15 protein-coding genes and 1 tRNA gene are annotated in these 15,367 nt (G+C 53.5%); 2 read left to right on the top strand and 14 right to left on the bottom strand.

Annotation, left to right across the window (positions count from 1 at the left end):
- Positions 1 to 72: 72 nt before the first annotated feature.
- From PSTEL_RS01235 to PSTEL_RS01225, 3 genes are all read right to left on the bottom strand, one after another.
- A complete protein-coding gene (locus PSTEL_RS01235) occupies positions 73 to 1,254 on the bottom strand; it encodes a phosphoglycerate kinase (protein ID WP_038693000.1) in 1,182 nt (393 codons plus the stop codon).
- Between the two features lie 227 nt (positions 1,255 to 1,481).
- Positions 1,482 to 2,492 (bottom strand): type I glyceraldehyde-3-phosphate dehydrogenase, encoded by a 1,011-nt coding sequence (gene gap, locus PSTEL_RS01230; protein WP_038692999.1) that lies wholly within the window; start codon positions 2,490 to 2,492, stop codon positions 1,482 to 1,484.
- 132 nt (positions 2,493 to 2,624) lie between these two features.
- Entirely contained in the window at positions 2,625 to 3,656 is a 1,032-nt protein-coding gene (locus tag PSTEL_RS01225) for a sugar-binding transcriptional regulator (protein WP_038692998.1), read from the bottom strand.
- Positions 3,657 to 3,930: 274 nt separating this feature from the next.
- Here PSTEL_RS01225 and PSTEL_RS01220 point away from each other — a divergent pair.
- A tRNA-Arg gene (locus PSTEL_RS01220) sits at positions 3,931 to 4,005 on the top strand.
- Between the two features lie 204 nt (positions 4,006 to 4,209).
- The gene (gene clpP, locus PSTEL_RS01215; protein WP_038692997.1) at positions 4,210 to 4,806 is read left to right on the top strand and encodes an ATP-dependent Clp endopeptidase proteolytic subunit ClpP; all 597 of its coding nucleotides are present in this window, start codon (positions 4,210 to 4,212) and stop codon (positions 4,804 to 4,806) included.
- A gap of 108 nt (positions 4,807 to 4,914) precedes the next feature.
- On the opposite strand, the gene PSTEL_RS01210 is transcribed toward clpP, so the two are convergent.
- From PSTEL_RS01210 to PSTEL_RS01160, 11 genes are all read right to left on the bottom strand, one after another.
- Positions 4,915 to 5,559 (bottom strand): GDSL-type esterase/lipase family protein, encoded by a 645-nt coding sequence (locus PSTEL_RS01210; protein ID WP_038692996.1) that lies wholly within the window; start codon positions 5,557 to 5,559, stop codon positions 4,915 to 4,917.
- Between the two features lie 92 nt (positions 5,560 to 5,651).
- On the bottom strand, positions 5,652 to 6,752 hold the full coding sequence (locus tag PSTEL_RS25920) for a DUF3298 and DUF4163 domain-containing protein (RefSeq protein ID WP_052098103.1): 1,101 nt from the start codon (positions 6,750 to 6,752) through the stop codon (positions 5,652 to 5,654).
- Positions 6,753 to 7,005: 253 nt separating this feature from the next.
- Positions 7,006 to 7,761 carry an SIMPL domain-containing protein gene (locus tag PSTEL_RS01200; RefSeq protein WP_038692995.1) on the bottom strand — a complete coding sequence of 252 codons (756 nt, stop codon included), beginning with the start codon at positions 7,759 to 7,761 and terminating at the stop codon, positions 7,006 to 7,008.
- 250 nt (positions 7,762 to 8,011) lie between these two features.
- Positions 8,012 to 8,281, bottom strand: coding sequence for an HPr family phosphocarrier protein (locus PSTEL_RS01195; RefSeq protein WP_038692994.1), 270 nt, complete (start codon positions 8,279 to 8,281; stop codon positions 8,012 to 8,014).
- Between the two features lie 96 nt (positions 8,282 to 8,377).
- The gene (gene whiA / locus PSTEL_RS01190; RefSeq protein ID WP_038692993.1) at positions 8,378 to 9,310 is read right to left on the bottom strand and encodes a DNA-binding protein WhiA; all 933 of its coding nucleotides are present in this window, start codon (positions 9,308 to 9,310) and stop codon (positions 8,378 to 8,380) included.
- Between the two features lie 5 nt (positions 9,311 to 9,315).
- Positions 9,316 to 10,335, bottom strand: coding sequence for a gluconeogenesis factor YvcK family protein (locus tag PSTEL_RS01185; RefSeq protein ID WP_052098102.1), 1,020 nt, complete (start codon positions 10,333 to 10,335; stop codon positions 9,316 to 9,318).
- Positions 10,313 to 11,212: an RNase adapter RapZ gene (rapZ, locus tag PSTEL_RS01180; RefSeq protein WP_038692991.1), complete on the bottom strand. Its 900-nt coding sequence runs from the start codon at positions 11,210 to 11,212 to the stop codon at positions 10,313 to 10,315. The genes PSTEL_RS01185 and rapZ overlap by 23 nt, the downstream gene beginning before the upstream one ends.
- Before the next feature lie 43 nt (positions 11,213 to 11,255).
- Positions 11,256 to 12,206 carry an ROK family glucokinase gene (locus PSTEL_RS01175; protein WP_038692990.1) on the bottom strand — a complete coding sequence of 317 codons (951 nt, stop codon included), beginning with the start codon at positions 12,204 to 12,206 and terminating at the stop codon, positions 11,256 to 11,258.
- A gap of 134 nt (positions 12,207 to 12,340) precedes the next feature.
- Positions 12,341 to 13,600, bottom strand: coding sequence for a DUF438 domain-containing protein (locus PSTEL_RS01170; protein ID WP_038692989.1), 1,260 nt, complete (start codon positions 13,598 to 13,600; stop codon positions 12,341 to 12,343).
- 323 nt (positions 13,601 to 13,923) lie between these two features.
- On the bottom strand, positions 13,924 to 14,928 hold the full coding sequence (locus PSTEL_RS01165; RefSeq protein WP_038692988.1) for a LacI family DNA-binding transcriptional regulator: 1,005 nt from the start codon (positions 14,926 to 14,928) through the stop codon (positions 13,924 to 13,926).
- Between the two features lie 211 nt (positions 14,929 to 15,139).
- Positions 15,140 to 15,328, bottom strand: coding sequence for a hypothetical protein (locus tag PSTEL_RS01160; protein ID WP_038692987.1), 189 nt, complete (start codon positions 15,326 to 15,328; stop codon positions 15,140 to 15,142).
- Positions 15,329 to 15,367: the final 39 nt, after the last annotated feature.

Here is a 15,367-nt window from a genome sequence, read left to right as displayed (position 1 = left end):
AAGCCAAACTCTGAGGATCTTCTTTGAGAATTTCATCATCTAACGGTGCCGCGAAGGGCGGCATGAATCGTCTTACTTATCGTTCAGTGCCACTACGCCAGGAAGAGCCTTGCCTTCCATGAATTCAAGCGAAGCGCCGCCGCCGGTCGAGATATGGTCCATTTGGTCAGCCAGCTTGAACTTCTCAGCTGCAGCAGCGGAGTCGCCGCCGCCGATGATCGTGTAGCCTTCCGTCTTGGCGCAGGCTTCAGCCACCGCTTTGGTTCCCTCGGCGAAGATATCGATTTCGAATACGCCCATCGGTCCGTTCCATACAACAAGTTTGGAGTTCGCGATGACGTCTGCGTACAATTCGCTAGTCTTCGGTCCGATATCAAGACCCATCCAGCCTGCAGGGATTTCCGAAATGTCGACGGTCTTCGTGTTGGCATCGGCGCCGAACTTGTCGGCTACAACAACGTCAACCGGAAGCAGGAAGTTCTTGCCGAGCTTCTTGGCTTTCTCGATGAAGCCCAGAGCTGTATCAATCTTCTCTTCGTCCAGAAGGGATGTTCCGACTTCGTACCCTTGAGCTTTGGAGAACGTGTAAGACAGGCCTCCGCCGATCAGCACGTTGTCGGCCAGCGTCAGCAGGTTGTCGATAACGTCAATCTTGTCCTTAACCTTGGAGCCGCCGATGATCGCGGTGAAAGGACGTTCCGGGTTGGATAATGCTTTGCCCAGTACGGAGAGTTCTTTCTCCATCAGCAGACCGGATACGGCCGGCAGGAAGTGAGCGATGCCCTCAGTCGAAGCATGCGCGCGGTGAGCAGCCCCGAACGCGTCGTTCACGAACAGATCAGCCAGTTCGGAGAACTGCTTCGCCAGTTCCGGATCGTTCTTCTCTTCGCCCGGGTAGAAACGGACATTTTCAAGCACGAGCACGTCGCCGTCTTTCAATTCGGCAATCTTGGCCTTAACCGCTTCGCCAACGGCTTCGTCAGCCTTGGCTACCGGCTTGCCCAGCAGTTCGGAGAGGCGTACAGCCGCCGGAGTCAGACGCATGGAATCAACAAATTGGCCCTTCGGACGGCCCAGATGGCTCGCCAGAATGACCTTGGCACCGTTCTCGATCAAATACTTGATCGTCGGCAGCGTTTCGCGGATACGCGTGTCGTCGGTGATTTTGCCGTCTTCGAGCGGCACGTTGAAATCGACGCGCACGAATACGCGTTTGCCTGTTACTTCTACATCACGGACACTTTTCTTGTTCATGACTTTAACCTCCACACCCGGGTATTGTTCCAATTCAATGGAATTTGGGGCACCACACAGCGTTTGCACAAGAAGAAACGGCTGCGCCGAGTGGTAAGGCGGCGTCCGTTCTTCCGGTTAGACGTATGTCGCTGGTACATGAAGATGCTGCATTCATTAAGTATTTCGGAAAAGAGCGGAAACAATGGACTGCTGTTCCCGCTCTACGGATGACTCTATGAAGTTAATTATTTAGCCAGCTTAGCGAAGTGTTCCAGCGTACGAACGAGCTGAGCAGTGTAGGACATTTCGTTGTCGTACCAGGAAACAGTCTTAACGAGCTGCTTGTCGCCTACAGTCAGAACCTTAGTCTGAGTAGCGTCGAACAGGGAACCGAAAGTCAGGCCCTTGATGTCGGACGATACGATTTCGTCTTCTGTGTAGCCGTAAGTTTCAGGATCGGAAGCTTCCTTCATAGCAGCGTTGATTTCATCAGCAGTTACAGTCTTACCAAGAACGGTAACCAGCTCAGTCAGGGAACCTGTAGGAACCGGTACGCGTTGAGCGGCTCCGTCCAGCTTGCCTTTCAGTTCAGGGATAACCAGACCGATGGCTTTAGCTGCGCCAGTCGTGTTAGGCACGATGTTCTCAGCAGCTGCGCGAGCGCGTCTGAAGTCGCCCTTGGCATGCGGAGCGTCCAGCGTGTTCTGGTCGCCAGTGTAAGCATGGATTGTAGTCATCAGGCCTTCGACGATGCCGAACTTGTCGTTCAGGACTTTCGCCATAGGAGCCAGACAGTTCGTTGTGCAGGAAGCACCGGAGATTACAGTTTCGGAACCATCAAGAATGTCGTGGTTAACGTTGTATACGACAGTCTTCATGTCGCCAGTAGCCGGAGCGGAGATAACAACCTTCTTGGCTCCGCCTTTCAGGTGAAGCTCAGCTTTTTCCTTGGAAGTGAAGAAGCCTGTGCACTCCAGAACGATGTCAACGCCGAGGTCTCCCCAAGGAAGTTCTTCAGGGTTGCGGTTAGCCAGAACCTTAACGTCCTTGCCGTTTACTTTGAAGAAGCCATCATGAACTTCAACGTCTCCCTGGAATTTGCCTTGCGATGTATCATATTTCAACAAATGCGCCAGCATCTTGGCATCGGTCAGGTCATTGATCGCTACGACTTCGATTCCTTCCACGTCTTGAATGCGGCGGAAAGCCAGGCGGCCAATACGTCCAAATCCGTTAATACCTACTTTTACAGTCATTGAATAGTTCCTCCTAAATTTCGTTTTTATTTATTCAAGACAAGCCATAGGCTCGTCAAGACAACAAGTTAAGTATAATGCATAATAAATGCTAATGCTCGCCATAATTAGGCAACTGCGGAAAGATTTCTATCAGCCGATTTCCCTGACAATTTCTTCGGCAGCCGCTTCATCGATAACAAGTATATTCTCCTGGCCAAACCGCAGGACGGCGTGGATGGCCTTGGCCTTACGCTTGCCTCCGGCAATTCCGATCACGATTTCCGTTCTGACGATGTCTTCAAGCCGAAGACCCATTGTCAGCATCGAATGAACCACTTCGCCCTGTTCATTGAAGTAATGGCCGAAGGATTCCGCCACCGCGCCCGCCGCCCGAATCTTCTCAACCGTCTCACGGTCGAGCCTCCGTCTGCGGGTCATCTCCAGCGCATCTCCGATTCCGTGCACAATGACACGCGACCGCCGTATAATCTGAACGATTTCGGCGATATTCGGCTCATGCGCCAGCGACTGATAGGCTTCCTCGCTGAGCAAGTCCGGTACATGCAGCAGCCGGTAATGCGCGCCCAGCCGTTTGGCCATCGTCGAGGCGATCGTGTTCGCTTGAATCTCCATACTCTCCCCAAGACCTCCGCGCGCCGGTACAATCAGCGTCTCGCGGCAGGACAAATTCAAGGGCGCACTCATCTGCTCCGCCACTTCCGACAGGGTGGAACCGCCTGTAACGGCGACCGTGTCGTCAGTTCGCAGCACTCCCAAGAGCGCCTTCGATCCGGCTCTTCCGAGCTCTCTCTTGGTGAACGGGGAAACTTCGCAGTCTCCCGGAACCACAATTACCTTCTTCAGTCCGTAGCTCGAACGGATCTTCTCTTCCAAGTCCTCAAGGCCGAACAAACTCTTGGCCACAGGCTCCAGCATATCAAGCAGATTCCTGCCAGCATCGCTGATTCGCATGCCTACGCTCTCGATCTCGATGAGCCCCTGCGACTTCAGAAGGTCTGTCTCCGCACGCAACACCCGTTCCGTCATATTGAGCGAAGCGGCGAGCGTTCGGCGGCCGATAATATCGGACAACAAGATCTGATGAAGAATCGTGTACCGTCTTTTGAGGGTTTCCATGAGATCAGGCAGAAGCTGCTTTTGGATTTCTAATAAATTACGCATGCTTTCACTCCTGCAACTTCGTCTTTCTCTTTTTCCCCTTCTCTATGGTCTTAAAACGTCCCGGGTTAACTTTTTAAGTCCCACCACCTATTCTACCCAAATATTGCACTAAGCGCAAGGGCTCCCAAATTAGAATTCACTAGGTCTTTCTTTCTTATTCATAGCCTATTTTTCATTGCTCTGACAGGGGGTTCTTGTCCACTTATGCGAGAAAAAAGGTTTATGAACAGGGGAGTTGCATTCATTTGAAATTTAGATTATAATAATTTCTGTTGCGCCCGTGGTCCAATGGATATGACGTAGGCCTCCGAAGCCTGAGATCCAAGTTCGATTCTTGGCGGGCGCGCCACATTACATCTTTAACCAAACCTTGATTATTCAACCAGCGCCATTAAATGTGGCGCTTTTTTGTATCCCGCATTTGACTTTCTCTGACTTTTTGTTTGACTTTCTTTGACTTTTTGTTTGGATTTGTTTATCATGTGGTTAATACGGTAACAGTATAATGAAGCTGTACGAAATCCATCTGACATTTCATGAGGAGGTTTTCCACGTGAGTTACATTCCTATGGTCGTTGAACAAAGCAACCGCGGCGAGCGGGCTTATGACATCTATTCCCGCCTGCTGAAGGACCGCATCATTTTCCTTGGAACCGAGGTTAATGACGTGGTAGCCAATTCCATTATCGCACAAATGCTCTTCCTGGCCGCCGAGGACCCGGAGAAGGATATTTCTTTGTACATTAACAGCCCGGGCGGTTCCATCACCGCAGGGATGGCCATCTTCGATACGATGCAGTACATTAAGCCTGATGTCTCCACGATCTGCGTCGGCATGGCCGCCTCCATGGGCGCCTTCCTGCTGACAGCAGGCGCGATCGGCAAGCGCTACGCGCTGCCTAACAGCGAAATCATGATTCACCAGCCGCTGGGCGGAGCGCAAGGACAGGCTTCCGATATTGAAATCCGTGCCCGCCGCATTCTGAAAATGCGCGACAAGCTGAACCAGATTCTGGCGGAACGCAGTGGACAGCCGCTGGAGCGCATTGAGAAGGATACCGACCGTGACTACTTCATGAGCGCAGCTGATGCCGCAGCTTACGGCCTGGTGGACAAAGTCATCGAGAAGCCAATTGCCGTCGGCGTATAAGACATAATTTCGCGACACACTGGCAAAAATAAATCAAGAGGGCGCTTCCGCAAGCAGAATTGATGCTGCTTGCCGATGCGCCCTCTTTTTTACCTATTGAATTAAGAATCAGGAACGGAGCAGCCGGCTGTATCCCAAGCTCTGCAGCCGCTCTGCGATCAGGCGGTAGCCTCTGCCGTTCGGATGAAGGCGGTCGATGGACAGAAGCTCCCGCTCATGTCCCGCGAACGCTTCGTAAATGTCGGCGAAAGCACACTCCCGTCCGCAGTATTTCGCCAGCTGGCGGTTGAACCGCTGCACCCAGTCCGAGGCGCCGGCCATCTGCGGATATGGATTGTACAGCCCGACGATTCGCACCAGCCACGGATTCGAAGCTCCTTGCTTCTCCTGATAAATCCGGCTCATGACCGCTGCCAGATGCCCTTTGGATTCCTGAAGCGCCCGGTCGAATACCGCCTGGGAAGAACGGCTCTGGCCGCTCGCTTCCCGTGCGGCATGAATCAAGTCATTGCCACCGATCGAGATCGTGATAAGATCAGCTTCGCGAATCGATTGGCGGAACAACGGATGGTGGCGGACCCGCTGCTCCAGCTCGGATGTCGTTAGCCCGTTGATTCCCAGATTCGTATAAGCCACGAAGGAGCGCAGTGCCACCTCCGACATCCGCCGGTAGACAGGAACGAATCCGCTTCCCGGCAAGGCCCCGAATCCCGTCGTCAGTGAATCCCCTAACGCTGTATATTGATAAACCAAGGTTTCCCCTCCTAGCGCCCTAAGGCTCGTCACCATTCAGCATATGAATGGAGTTGGCGCTGCGGAACGGGGAATGCCCATCGGTCTACAGATTATTTCAACCGGTCGAACGGACTGCTTCCGTCAGGAAGAATGTCCTTGAAGCTAAATGTGAATTGCGGAAATCCTGCGGCGTACGGCGTATAATCATACTGCTGGAAGAACAGCGTCACCCGGCCTTCTTGCACATAGAAGTATTTTTCCGTCTGAAGACCCGTAAATCCGCCAGTGTATCCATAGTAATCCCGACTCTTCTTAAAAGCCTCGCTCACCTTGGTGTTCAGCAGTTTCTTGTAATTCGGATTGGCTCCGAACAGATCACCGAGAAGCAGGCGCTTGCCGTCCTTCAGAGAGAAGGTGAACCCTTGCCGATAAGTCCCGCCATGGGCGCCTCCCAAGTATTCATACTGGTCCATCACCAGACTCAGCACGCCGTTCTCGTTGTAAGTGACAACATAATCGGACTCAAAATCATAGGGCCGGATATCCTCATCTCTCTCTTTCAGTGAACTATTAATGGAGTTGGAGAAAGTCTGGAAGGTCTGTTTCAGCGTGTTGTTGATGGCCTTCTGAGCTTCCGCATTGGTCAGTCCCGCAATCTGCGGATATTTCAGGTTGATCGTATATCCTTCGGTTGTTTTAGCATAAGTCTCTGTTGTAACGGTGAGAGCATTCAGCTTGCGGCTTGTAATATTCAGTCTGCCCTCCGACTTGCTGAAATCGCCCTTATATCCAAGATAATCGTTCAGTACACCGAACGGCACATAGAGATGGCCGCCGTAGTTCAGACCGTCATATTCTGACAAATAGTGGCCGTTCACTGCAAGAAAGACCCCGTATTCGTTAACGCTCAGCTTGAGCGGGTTCGTTCCTTTGCCGATTGTATACGAACTATCCGCTTTATCATATGACAGAGGCATGCCAAGGGTTTTGTTCAAAAAGGATACCGGAATCCACACCTTCCCGTTCTGGTAGATTCCCTGCTGGGTGCTAATCTTGCCGTTGACTTTCAGAACGATGGACGTTTGACCGGTCTTGGACGCGGCCGACGCGGCCCAGCTATGATTAGCTGGAAGAATGGTTCCTCCCGCCAGCAGACCAGCCGACAGCAAGCCGACTCCCAGGATGCGCGTAATTCGATTGTTCAGATTCATAACTGATGTTCCTTTCTTCATGTGAGAGTATGTCGGGAATAACACCGCTCTTCCATTATATAGACAAGAAGGCAGACCAAGGGTTACATATCCGCTTACAATTCCTTCATCGTTGCTCCCCATATGGCGGATGCTTATGACAATTTGCTAAACAAAAGAAACAGTGCTCAACCGTCGATAAAATCCTTTTTACGATAAAAAAGGCCTTTACCACCTCCAGACGGATGCGGTAAAAGCCCTGCTGTACCGAAGTTTAGTTCAATTGATAGATGACGCTGAGCTGAGTCGTGATCTTCACTTCTCCCGCCTGAACTTCCGTGCTGCCGGCGTCGGCGGCGGATGACTTCATCAGGCTCTCGCTCTGGGCATACAGAACCGGCGGTGCGGCATTGTCGACCTGGCTCACGGACAGAACCTGTCCGAGGCTCCGCTTGGCGGCTTTGGCAATCGCGCCTGCCTTGACGTCGGCGTTCGCCATCGCTTTCTCAATGACCTGTGCTTCGAAGGCTGAAGTATCCTCGACGGCGAAGCGGGCGCTGCCGAGGTTGTTCGCGCCGGCTGCGGAAGCCGCGTCAAGCAGCGAGCCTACCTTGTCCAGATCCCGGTAAGTCACCTGGAGGACATGATGCGCGTTGTACCCTTTTACCTGCTGACCCTCTTTGTCATTGTACGTATAGTTCGGCTGCACATAGAATTCGGCGGTCTGAATGTCCTTGTCGCTGATTCCCCAGGTATTCTTCAGCAGCGCCGTTACTTTCGAAATCTTGGCGGCGTTGCTCTTCTGGGCTTCCTGGGCAGTAGACGCCGAGCTGTCCGCTCCGATCGACAGATAGACGACATCCGGCTTCATGGAGAGCTCTCCCTTGCCGAGGACACTCACCACATTCTTCTGCACTTCTTCAGCGTAAGCCTTCTGCGGTCTGTCAACAATTCCACCTGCTATTGCTCCACCCGCCAGTACACTACCTGCGATAAAAACGGCCGCAGCCGGCTTGATCCACTTCTTCATATATTGCCATCCTCCCTTGTCGTTCGCATGTTTTTGCGATTGTACCTTCTAGACGGACAGGATTGGCAAAAGTTGCACACCTTTATTCATCGCCTTATACCAAAATAAAAAAGCCCTTTCAGGGCTTTTCTTCAATAATGCGGCCGGTTGGGCGATACCTGCGTATCGCCGGCCTTCCTGTTCAAGTGCCTGGACAACGGGTGAACCGCTGCCGGACATCCTATTGCAAAGAGGGTTCAGACTGCGACTATTACTGATTCTCCAGCTCTTCCTTGCTGACAAGTCCTGTCAGGGCGGCTACAGCTTGATCGGCGTCCGCGCCTTCCGCGCTGATGAAGATTTCCGTACCGGAGCTGATCGCGAGGCTCATAATCCCCATGATGCTCTTGGCATTCACTTTTTTATCTTCTTTCTCAACGAAAATCTCGGACGAGAACTTGTTGGCTTCCTGGACGAACAATGCTGCCGGCCGGGCATGAAGCCCCGTCTTCAACCGGACGACTACCGGGTGCTTTGTCATGAAACGCTTACCCCCTAATTAAGATATGCCCCAAAAATTTCACAATAATTTTATCATATTATATCATTATAACCGAATCCACACTACAAAAAAATATCATTCCCCTGCCCGAAGCTTCTCCGCCATCTCATCAATCTTGCGAAGCCGGTGATTCACGCCCGACTTGCTGACAGTGCCTTTGAGCATTTCCCCGACTTCCTTCAAATTGATATCCGGGTGGGCCAGACGAACCTCCGCCACCTCCCGCAGCTTGTCGGGAAGCTTGTCGAGGCCGATTTCCTTCTCCAGAAACTTGATGTTCTCAATCTGCCGTACTGCCGCGCTGATGGTCTTGTTCAAATTGGCAGTTTCGCAGTTCACAATCCGGTTGACGGAATTGCGCATGTCGCGCATGATCCGCACATCCTCGAATTTGAACAGAGCCTGGTGCGCGCCGATCAGATTCAGGAATTCGATGATCTTCTCGCCTTCCTTGATATACAGAATGAAGCCCTTCTTGCGCTCGATGCAGCGGGCGTTGAGATGAAAAACATCGGCCAGCTCAACGAGCGCCTTGCAGTGCTCCTCGTACATCGAGGCGATCTCCAGGTGATACGACGAGCCCTCGGGGTTGTTGACCGAGCCGCCCGCCATAAAAGCGCCGCGCAGATACGCGCGTTTGCAGCAGTTCTTGCGAACTATGCTCTCGTCGATACCGTCGTTGAACACAAAGCCTTGGGAGACGATCTTGAGATCGTTCAGAATCTCCTCCACCCGGGCGGGGATGCGGACGATATAGACGTTATTTTTCTTCAAACGCATTTTTTTACGCACGAGAAGCTCGGTATGCACCTGGTAATATTTTTTAAGCAAGGAATAAATCCGCCTTGCGATCGCGGCATTCTCCGTTGAGATATCGAGGACGATCCGTTTGCTCGAGAGCTGCACCGATCCGTTCATCCGGATCAGAGCCGACATCTCCGCCTTGTCGCAGCAAGGGCCGTTCTCGATCATCGTCAGTTCTTTTTTAGTTAGCGCCGCAAAAGACAAGGTCCTCACCTCTTTCGTGTTATCCAGTCCTGTACCAGCTGGTAAATATGCTGGCTCAGCTTCTCCGTATCATGCCGGAGGTAGGTGCGGAACAGCACAAGCCGATCGGCGATCAGCTTGTAGCGCGGATCTTCGATCGCCTCCCGGTCGAGCTCGACCGGGCTTGCTCCCTTCTCCGCATATTTCTGCTGCACCTCGGGCGGAATTTCGCCGTTGTTGACAATGACATAATCGAACAGATGCAGCCCAATGTGATCGTACACGGCCTGCAGATGGTCGCTGACCGTGTAATAGTCGGTCTCGCCCGGCTGGGTCATCACATTGCAGATGAACATCTTGATCGCATCCGAGGCGACGACCGCCTCAGCCAGCTTCGGCACCAGCAGATTCGGCAGAATGCTGGTGTACAGGCTTCCCGGGCCGAGCAGGATGGCGTCCGCCTCGCGGATCGCCTCCAGCGCTTCCGGCAGCGGCTCGACATCCGGCGGTTCGAGAAAGACGCGCCGGATCTTGCCTCCGGCCTCGGGAATCTTCGACTCCCCGGTGACGATGCTGCCGTCCTCCATCTCGGCGCTCAGCACCACCGCTTCGCCCGCTGCGGGCAGAACCCGGCCTCTTACGGCGAAGAGGCGGTTGATCTCGCGGACGGCGGTGACAAAATCGCCCGAAATATCGGTAAGCGCAGCCAGAATCAGGTTGCCGAGACTGTGCCCGGCAAGCCCTTCCCCGCTGCTGAATCGGTACTTCATAATTTCGGCCATCAAAGGCTCGACATCCGCCATCGCCGTCAGGACGTTGCGGATATCGCCAGGCGGCGGCATCTGCAGCTCACTGCGCAATATGCCGGAGCTTCCCCCGTCATCCGCCACCGTTACGATGGCGGTAATATCAAGCGGCTTCTCTTTGAGGCCGCGGAGCATCACGGACAGGCCCGTGCCGCCGCCCATAACGACGACTTTCGGGCGCTGTCCCGGTTGTTCAGCCACGTTGATCCCTTCTCTCTTAATGCCGGTCGCGTTCGGCATCCCGGTGGCTGACTGATACCGATTCCGTCTCACTGACCCCGAGCATCTTGCCCAGATATTCCGCTATGGCCACCGAACGGTGCTTGCCGCCCGTACAGCCGATGCCGATAATGATCTGGGATTTGCCCTCCTTGTGATACTGGGGAATCAGAAAATGCAGCATATCGAGCAGCTTGGTCAGGAATGCCTGCGTTTCGGGCCACTTCATTACATAATCGTATACATCGCTGTCCTGGCCCGTGTGGGGCCGAAGATGGTCCACATAATGCGGATTTGGCAAAAAGCGTACGTCAAACACAAGGTCTGCGTCGATAGGAATGCCGTATTTGAAGCCGAAGGAGGTGATATTGACGGAAAGCGTGCTTTTACCAAGATGGGAAAAGCGGGATACGATCTTCTCTTTAAGCTGCGCCGGCTTCATGCTGCTCGTATCAATGACAAGCGTCGCCGAATCCTTGAGCTCCTCCAGCATTTGCCGCTCCAGCCGGATACCGTCCAGCGGCATGCCTTTGGGAGCCAGCGGATGACGGCGTCTGCTCTCCTTGTAACGCTGCACCAGCACGGAATCGGTTGCATCGAGGAACAAAATTTCGCAGCCTATGGTAAATTGGTCTTTCATAAAGTTCAGCGATTCCGACAGGGCGGTGAAGAACTCACGGCCCCGGAGGTCAATCACGAGCGCGACTTTGGCGATCTTGCCCTTGGACTGCTCGATGAGCTCCGCGAACTTCGGAATAAGCACGGGCGGAAGATTGTCGACGCAGAAGAACCCGAGGTCCTCCAGACTCTGCACCGCGATTGTCTTCCCCGCCCCCGACATGCCGGTAATGATAATAAGGGTGGCCGCAGCCGACGGGACGACTTCTTCTTCAGTCATCAGGCTTCCCTCCCCACGTTAGTATATGAATGAATGATATCGCTTAAGAACGCAGCAGAAGGCCAGCCGCGCCCACAATTCCGGCGTCATTGCCGAGCTGGGCGGCTACAATCTTAACGTCTTTCTGAAGCGGCTCGGGAGTGAACTGCGCATATACACGGCGGATCTCCTCGAACAGGAACTCGCCAGCTTTGGACACGCCTCCACCAACGATGAACACTTCAGGATTCAGCACAGCCGCAACGGCAGCCATTGACTTCCCGATGTAGTAAGCAGCGCGGTTCACGATGCGGATCGCAACCTCGTCGCCTTCCTTGGCGGCGTCGAACACTTCCTTGGCCGCGATCTTCTCCACCGTAGACAGAGAGGTCCGGTCTCCACGGGCAACTGCATCATTGGCCATGCGAATAATGCCGGTTGCGGAGGATACGGTCTCCAGGCAGCCCTTTTTGCCGCAGCCGCACTGGATGGCTTCCAGATCGGGAACGACGGAAATATGGCCAAGCTCGCCGGCCAGGCCGGAGAATCCCTGATAAATCTTGCCATTAATGATGATGCCGCCGCCGACGCCGGTTCCGAGCGTATAGCACACGCAGTTCTCGATGCCTCTGCCCGCACCGCTCCATGCTTCCCCAAGCGCCGCCACGTTGGCGTCATTGTCTATTTTGACCGGCTTGTTCAAGCGATCCTCCAGAATGGCACGGATCGGCACATCCCGAAAACCTATGTTAGGCGCAAGAACGATAATGCCTTCGCGAATATTCGTGAAGCCGGCTACTCCCGCCCCAACACCGACAAGCTGATCCCACTCGTACGGGGATTCAGCAACAATTTGACGCACGTATTTCGCGATGTTGTCAATGACGGTATCGACACCGTCCGAGGTTCCTGTAGGCCCCTCAAAAGTATGCAATAAATGGCCCTCGCTGTTGCAGATGCCCACCTTGATTGCGGTTCCGCCCAAATCCACGCCTACGTAGATATTTTCCGACATGTAAACAAGCCACCTTTTTCTTTAGCAAAATAGTAAATCCCACGTTAATCACTATAATAGAAGCCCTTCCCGCGGTCAAGGAAAGGCGGCACACCCGGGCCGGGTGTGCCGCCATATAGCCAAATATTCGGATATTAGAAGGATTCGGACCGATCTGGAACGCGCTTTCGGCTGCCAGCACCCCGCAGCGGCGCGATATCCTGGCTGAATTGCAGCGCTCCCGCATACCGGCCCGAATCATCACGCACGGCGGCATAACGGATATGAACGAACTGGTCGGATGTGTGAATCCAGAAGTCGCCGCTGTCCTTAAGGCCGGACTGGAACTCTTTGAGCAGCTTTCGCACGGCCAGATCGTCTATGCCTTTTGGGTCGTCCGTGAACAGAGTCTCCGGTCCAGCCGCATGGGCATACTCGCATTTTCCAAGCCCACTCGTTAATACAATGCTGCCATCCGGGTCAATGAATGTCAGCCCCCCCGGCAAATGCTTCAGAATCAATTCCAGCTTCTCGGCAGGCAGCCTTTCACCGGTGTCGCCTTCCTGCTGCCCGGCAGCAGAAGGGTTTTCTTCCGGAGGCTCGCAGGAATGATCTTCCGGAAAATCCGGATTCCATACTTCTTCCGGTTCCGACAGGCAATAGCCGATCGCTCCGCTGTCTCTGGCTATACCTGCCCAGTCCTTCTCCGTCAGCTTCTCCAGTGCTGCGGGGAGCAGCACCTGTTCTTCTTCCCGGATCATGTCATTAATTTCGCGGATAAGACGGTAAATAGCGTTCCCCGTCTCCGCCGGGTTGCCCCGGTAAGGCATCAGCATCGCTCTCGCTTCCTTGATCAGGCCGCGGATATGATCGTCGATGCCCCACATCATGCTGGATTTCCCGTAAGCCTGATACTTCCGTATATAGGGAAACAGCAGAATTTCCTTGCGGCTGTAATGTCTGTCAATCTCCGATACAAGAGACAGATCGTTAAGCAGCTTCTGGACGTTGGCGGCGGAGTCCTGCTTCAGGAATTTACCGGCATGCAGCTTCAGCTTGAAATTGACAAGCCGCTCGATATCCCGGTTCTCCCTTTTAAAGGTATGCACCGGATGTCCCGGCAGCTCTTCGGGGATTGAGAATCGGTGGATTTCCTGTACCGTTCCCTGAAATACGGCCTCGTGTACAGCGCACAGACGCCTGATATCCTGGGCAGGCACGCCTTCTTCGGTAATCAGCTCATTTTCCATGGCCGCGATCTCGGATACATGCACCCCTCTTACCGCCTGCTCAAATCGATCCTGTACGTCCGCCGCTGATTTGCCGGCCCGCAGCTCATCGACCACTTCTTTCAACAGCCCTCTGCGGGCCTCCCTTGATGCTCCCGCTTCGACTCCGTTTAAATACCGATACATCCTTTTCTCCCCCTTAACCCGATTTGGCTTCCGTCCTCTGCCAGAATGCCAGCAAGTGAGCCGAATTTTTCAATGCGTAACTGAGAATAATTCTCATTGTATCATGATGGGATAAGATGCTTTATGAGAAGCGTCACATGAGCAGGGGGATTTGCCGCAACAGGCGGTTAATCATAATTCCAGGCAGGTTGGAATTATTTCTTCATATATTAGGCAGGAATAAGGTAAGGGGATTGACGAACGGTCCCGCCTTGTCGCGCCGAATGGACTCGGCCACCGTGTCGACGCCGTTCAGGCAGGCGAGCGGGATCATCACCGTATGCTCATTTTATCAGCGGAGCCGCCGATTTTCGGATAATCAGCTCTGTATTGATCAGAATTCGCTCTCCAATCTCCGTCGGCTCCTTTATCAGCTTAAGCAGCTTGCGCGCGCCCTGCTCGCTGATGGTCTCGATCGGCCGCTTCACCGTCGTGAGCGACGGATTGGTAAAGCTCGAGAAGCCGCTGTCGTCAAAGCCGACGATGGAGACATCGCCCGGCACTTGAAGACCGCATTCGAACACACAATTCATTGCGCCTACCGCCATATCATCATTGGAACAAAATACGGCCGTTGGCGGGTTGCTTAAAGACATCAGCTGCGTCATAGCCTGATAGCCGCTCTGCATATCGTAATTGCCGCGGACGATATAATCTGCCTGCACCGGGATATCATGATCAATCAGGGCGCGGTGGAAGCCTTCCCGACGTTCGACGGTCGACTTGAAGCCCTCCACTCCTTCAATAAGGGCGATATCGCGATGGCCGCACTCGATCAGATACGCCCCTGCGCTGTACGCGCCCTCCCGGTCATTCGAAACAATGTTCACAATGGAGCTGTCGTCAATAACGCGGTTCAGCACAACCAGCGGAATTTCATGCTGAAGCACGTGATGCATAAATTCATTATCGGCTTCGCTCTGGCTCATGAGAATGATGCCGTCGAACCGCTTGCTGTGAACGGGGGAATAATCCTGGTAATCGTCTATGCCCCGCACGGACAGGTTGTAGTCGACGTCGACCACCCGGTTGACCCCCCTGAACGTATCGGAGAAGAAGCTGGGCGAGGTGCCTTTTGCAATGCTTGTAAAAAACAGACCGATGGTGTAAGAGCGCTGCATGACAAGACTCTTCGCGTTATAATTCGGCGTATAATTCAGTTGGGCCGCAATTTCAGCAATGCGTTGTCTCGTATTCTCCTTAATCAGCGGGCTGTTATTGAGCGCTCTGGATACGGTTGTATGAGACACGTTGGCCAGCTTGGCGATATCCTTAATGGTGGCTGCCATAGGCTTACCTTCCTTATTATCCGGGTTTGTCCATCCTCATTAGGATATCATATGCACCGCCCTTTTTCACGGCAGCTCCACTGTCCTCCCACCTATTACCCACACACTGCCTGTAATCCAGATGCTACCAGTCAATATGCGGATGCGGCCTTTGAAAAACAAAAAAGCCCCGTCCTGCCCGGATGGAGCCGTTCCATTGTGAGAGATGCATTTACCGCGCTTTACGAAAGGGCAGCCTGCCGATTTTTTTCATATGGATGGTCAAAAGGGAAAGGGGAGTTCTATTCAGAGGCTTGGGAATCGAAATCGCCCCACAGCGCTTCCAATATCCCCCCGCCAAGCGTTCAAGCTCTCCCCTCTCCTTCTCCAGCAGCATCTCGGCTATTGTCGGATGATCCATCACTATCCCGCCTCTCTTGTTTGATCAGGAAGGTAACGT

Origin of the sequence: Paenibacillus stellifer (genome assembly GCF_000758685.1) — a bacterium.
GTDB classification, from domain to species: Bacteria; Bacillota; Bacilli; order Paenibacillales; family Paenibacillaceae; genus Paenibacillus_AQ; species Paenibacillus_AQ stellifer.
This window is presented reverse-complemented; position numbering and strand designations above follow the sequence as displayed.

Bases quoted from the DNA above. Each gene is read 5' to 3' on its own strand.
- PSTEL_RS01235 (WP_038693000.1), bottom strand. From the start codon at position 1,254: ATGAACAAGAAAAGTGTCCGTGATGTAGAAGTAACAGGCAAACGCGTA.
- gap (WP_038692999.1), bottom strand. From the start codon at position 2,492: ATGACTGTAAAAGTAGGTATTAACGGATTTGGACGTATTGGCCGCCTG.
- PSTEL_RS01225 (WP_038692998.1), bottom strand. From the start codon at position 3,656: ATGCGTAATTTATTAGAAATCCAAAAGCAGCTTCTGCCTGATCTCATG.
- PSTEL_RS25920 (WP_052098103.1), bottom strand. From the start codon at position 6,752: ATGAATCTGAACAATCGAATTACGCGCATCCTGGGAGTCGGCTTGCTG.
- PSTEL_RS01200 (WP_038692995.1), bottom strand. From the start codon at position 7,761: ATGAAGAAGTGGATCAAGCCGGCTGCGGCCGTTTTTATCGCAGGTAGT.
- PSTEL_RS01195 (WP_038692994.1), bottom strand. From the start codon at position 8,281: ATGACAAAGCACCCGGTAGTCGTCCGGTTGAAGACGGGGCTTCATGCC.
- PSTEL_RS01185 (WP_052098102.1), bottom strand. From the start codon at position 10,335: ATGCCGAACGCGACCGGCATTAAGAGAGAAGGGATCAACGTGGCTGAA.
- rapZ (WP_038692991.1), bottom strand. From the start codon at position 11,212: ATGACTGAAGAAGAAGTCGTCCCGTCGGCTGCGGCCACCCTTATTATC.
- PSTEL_RS01175 (WP_038692990.1), bottom strand. From the start codon at position 12,206: ATGTCGGAAAATATCTACGTAGGCGTGGATTTGGGCGGAACCGCAATC.
- PSTEL_RS01170 (WP_038692989.1), bottom strand. From the start codon at position 13,600: ATGTATCGGTATTTAAACGGAGTCGAAGCGGGAGCATCAAGGGAGGCC.
- PSTEL_RS01165 (WP_038692988.1), bottom strand. From the start codon at position 14,928: ATGGCAGCCACCATTAAGGATATCGCCAAGCTGGCCAACGTGTCTCAT.
- PSTEL_RS01160 (WP_038692987.1), bottom strand. From the start codon at position 15,328: ATGGATCATCCGACAATAGCCGAGATGCTGCTGGAGAAGGAGAGGGGA.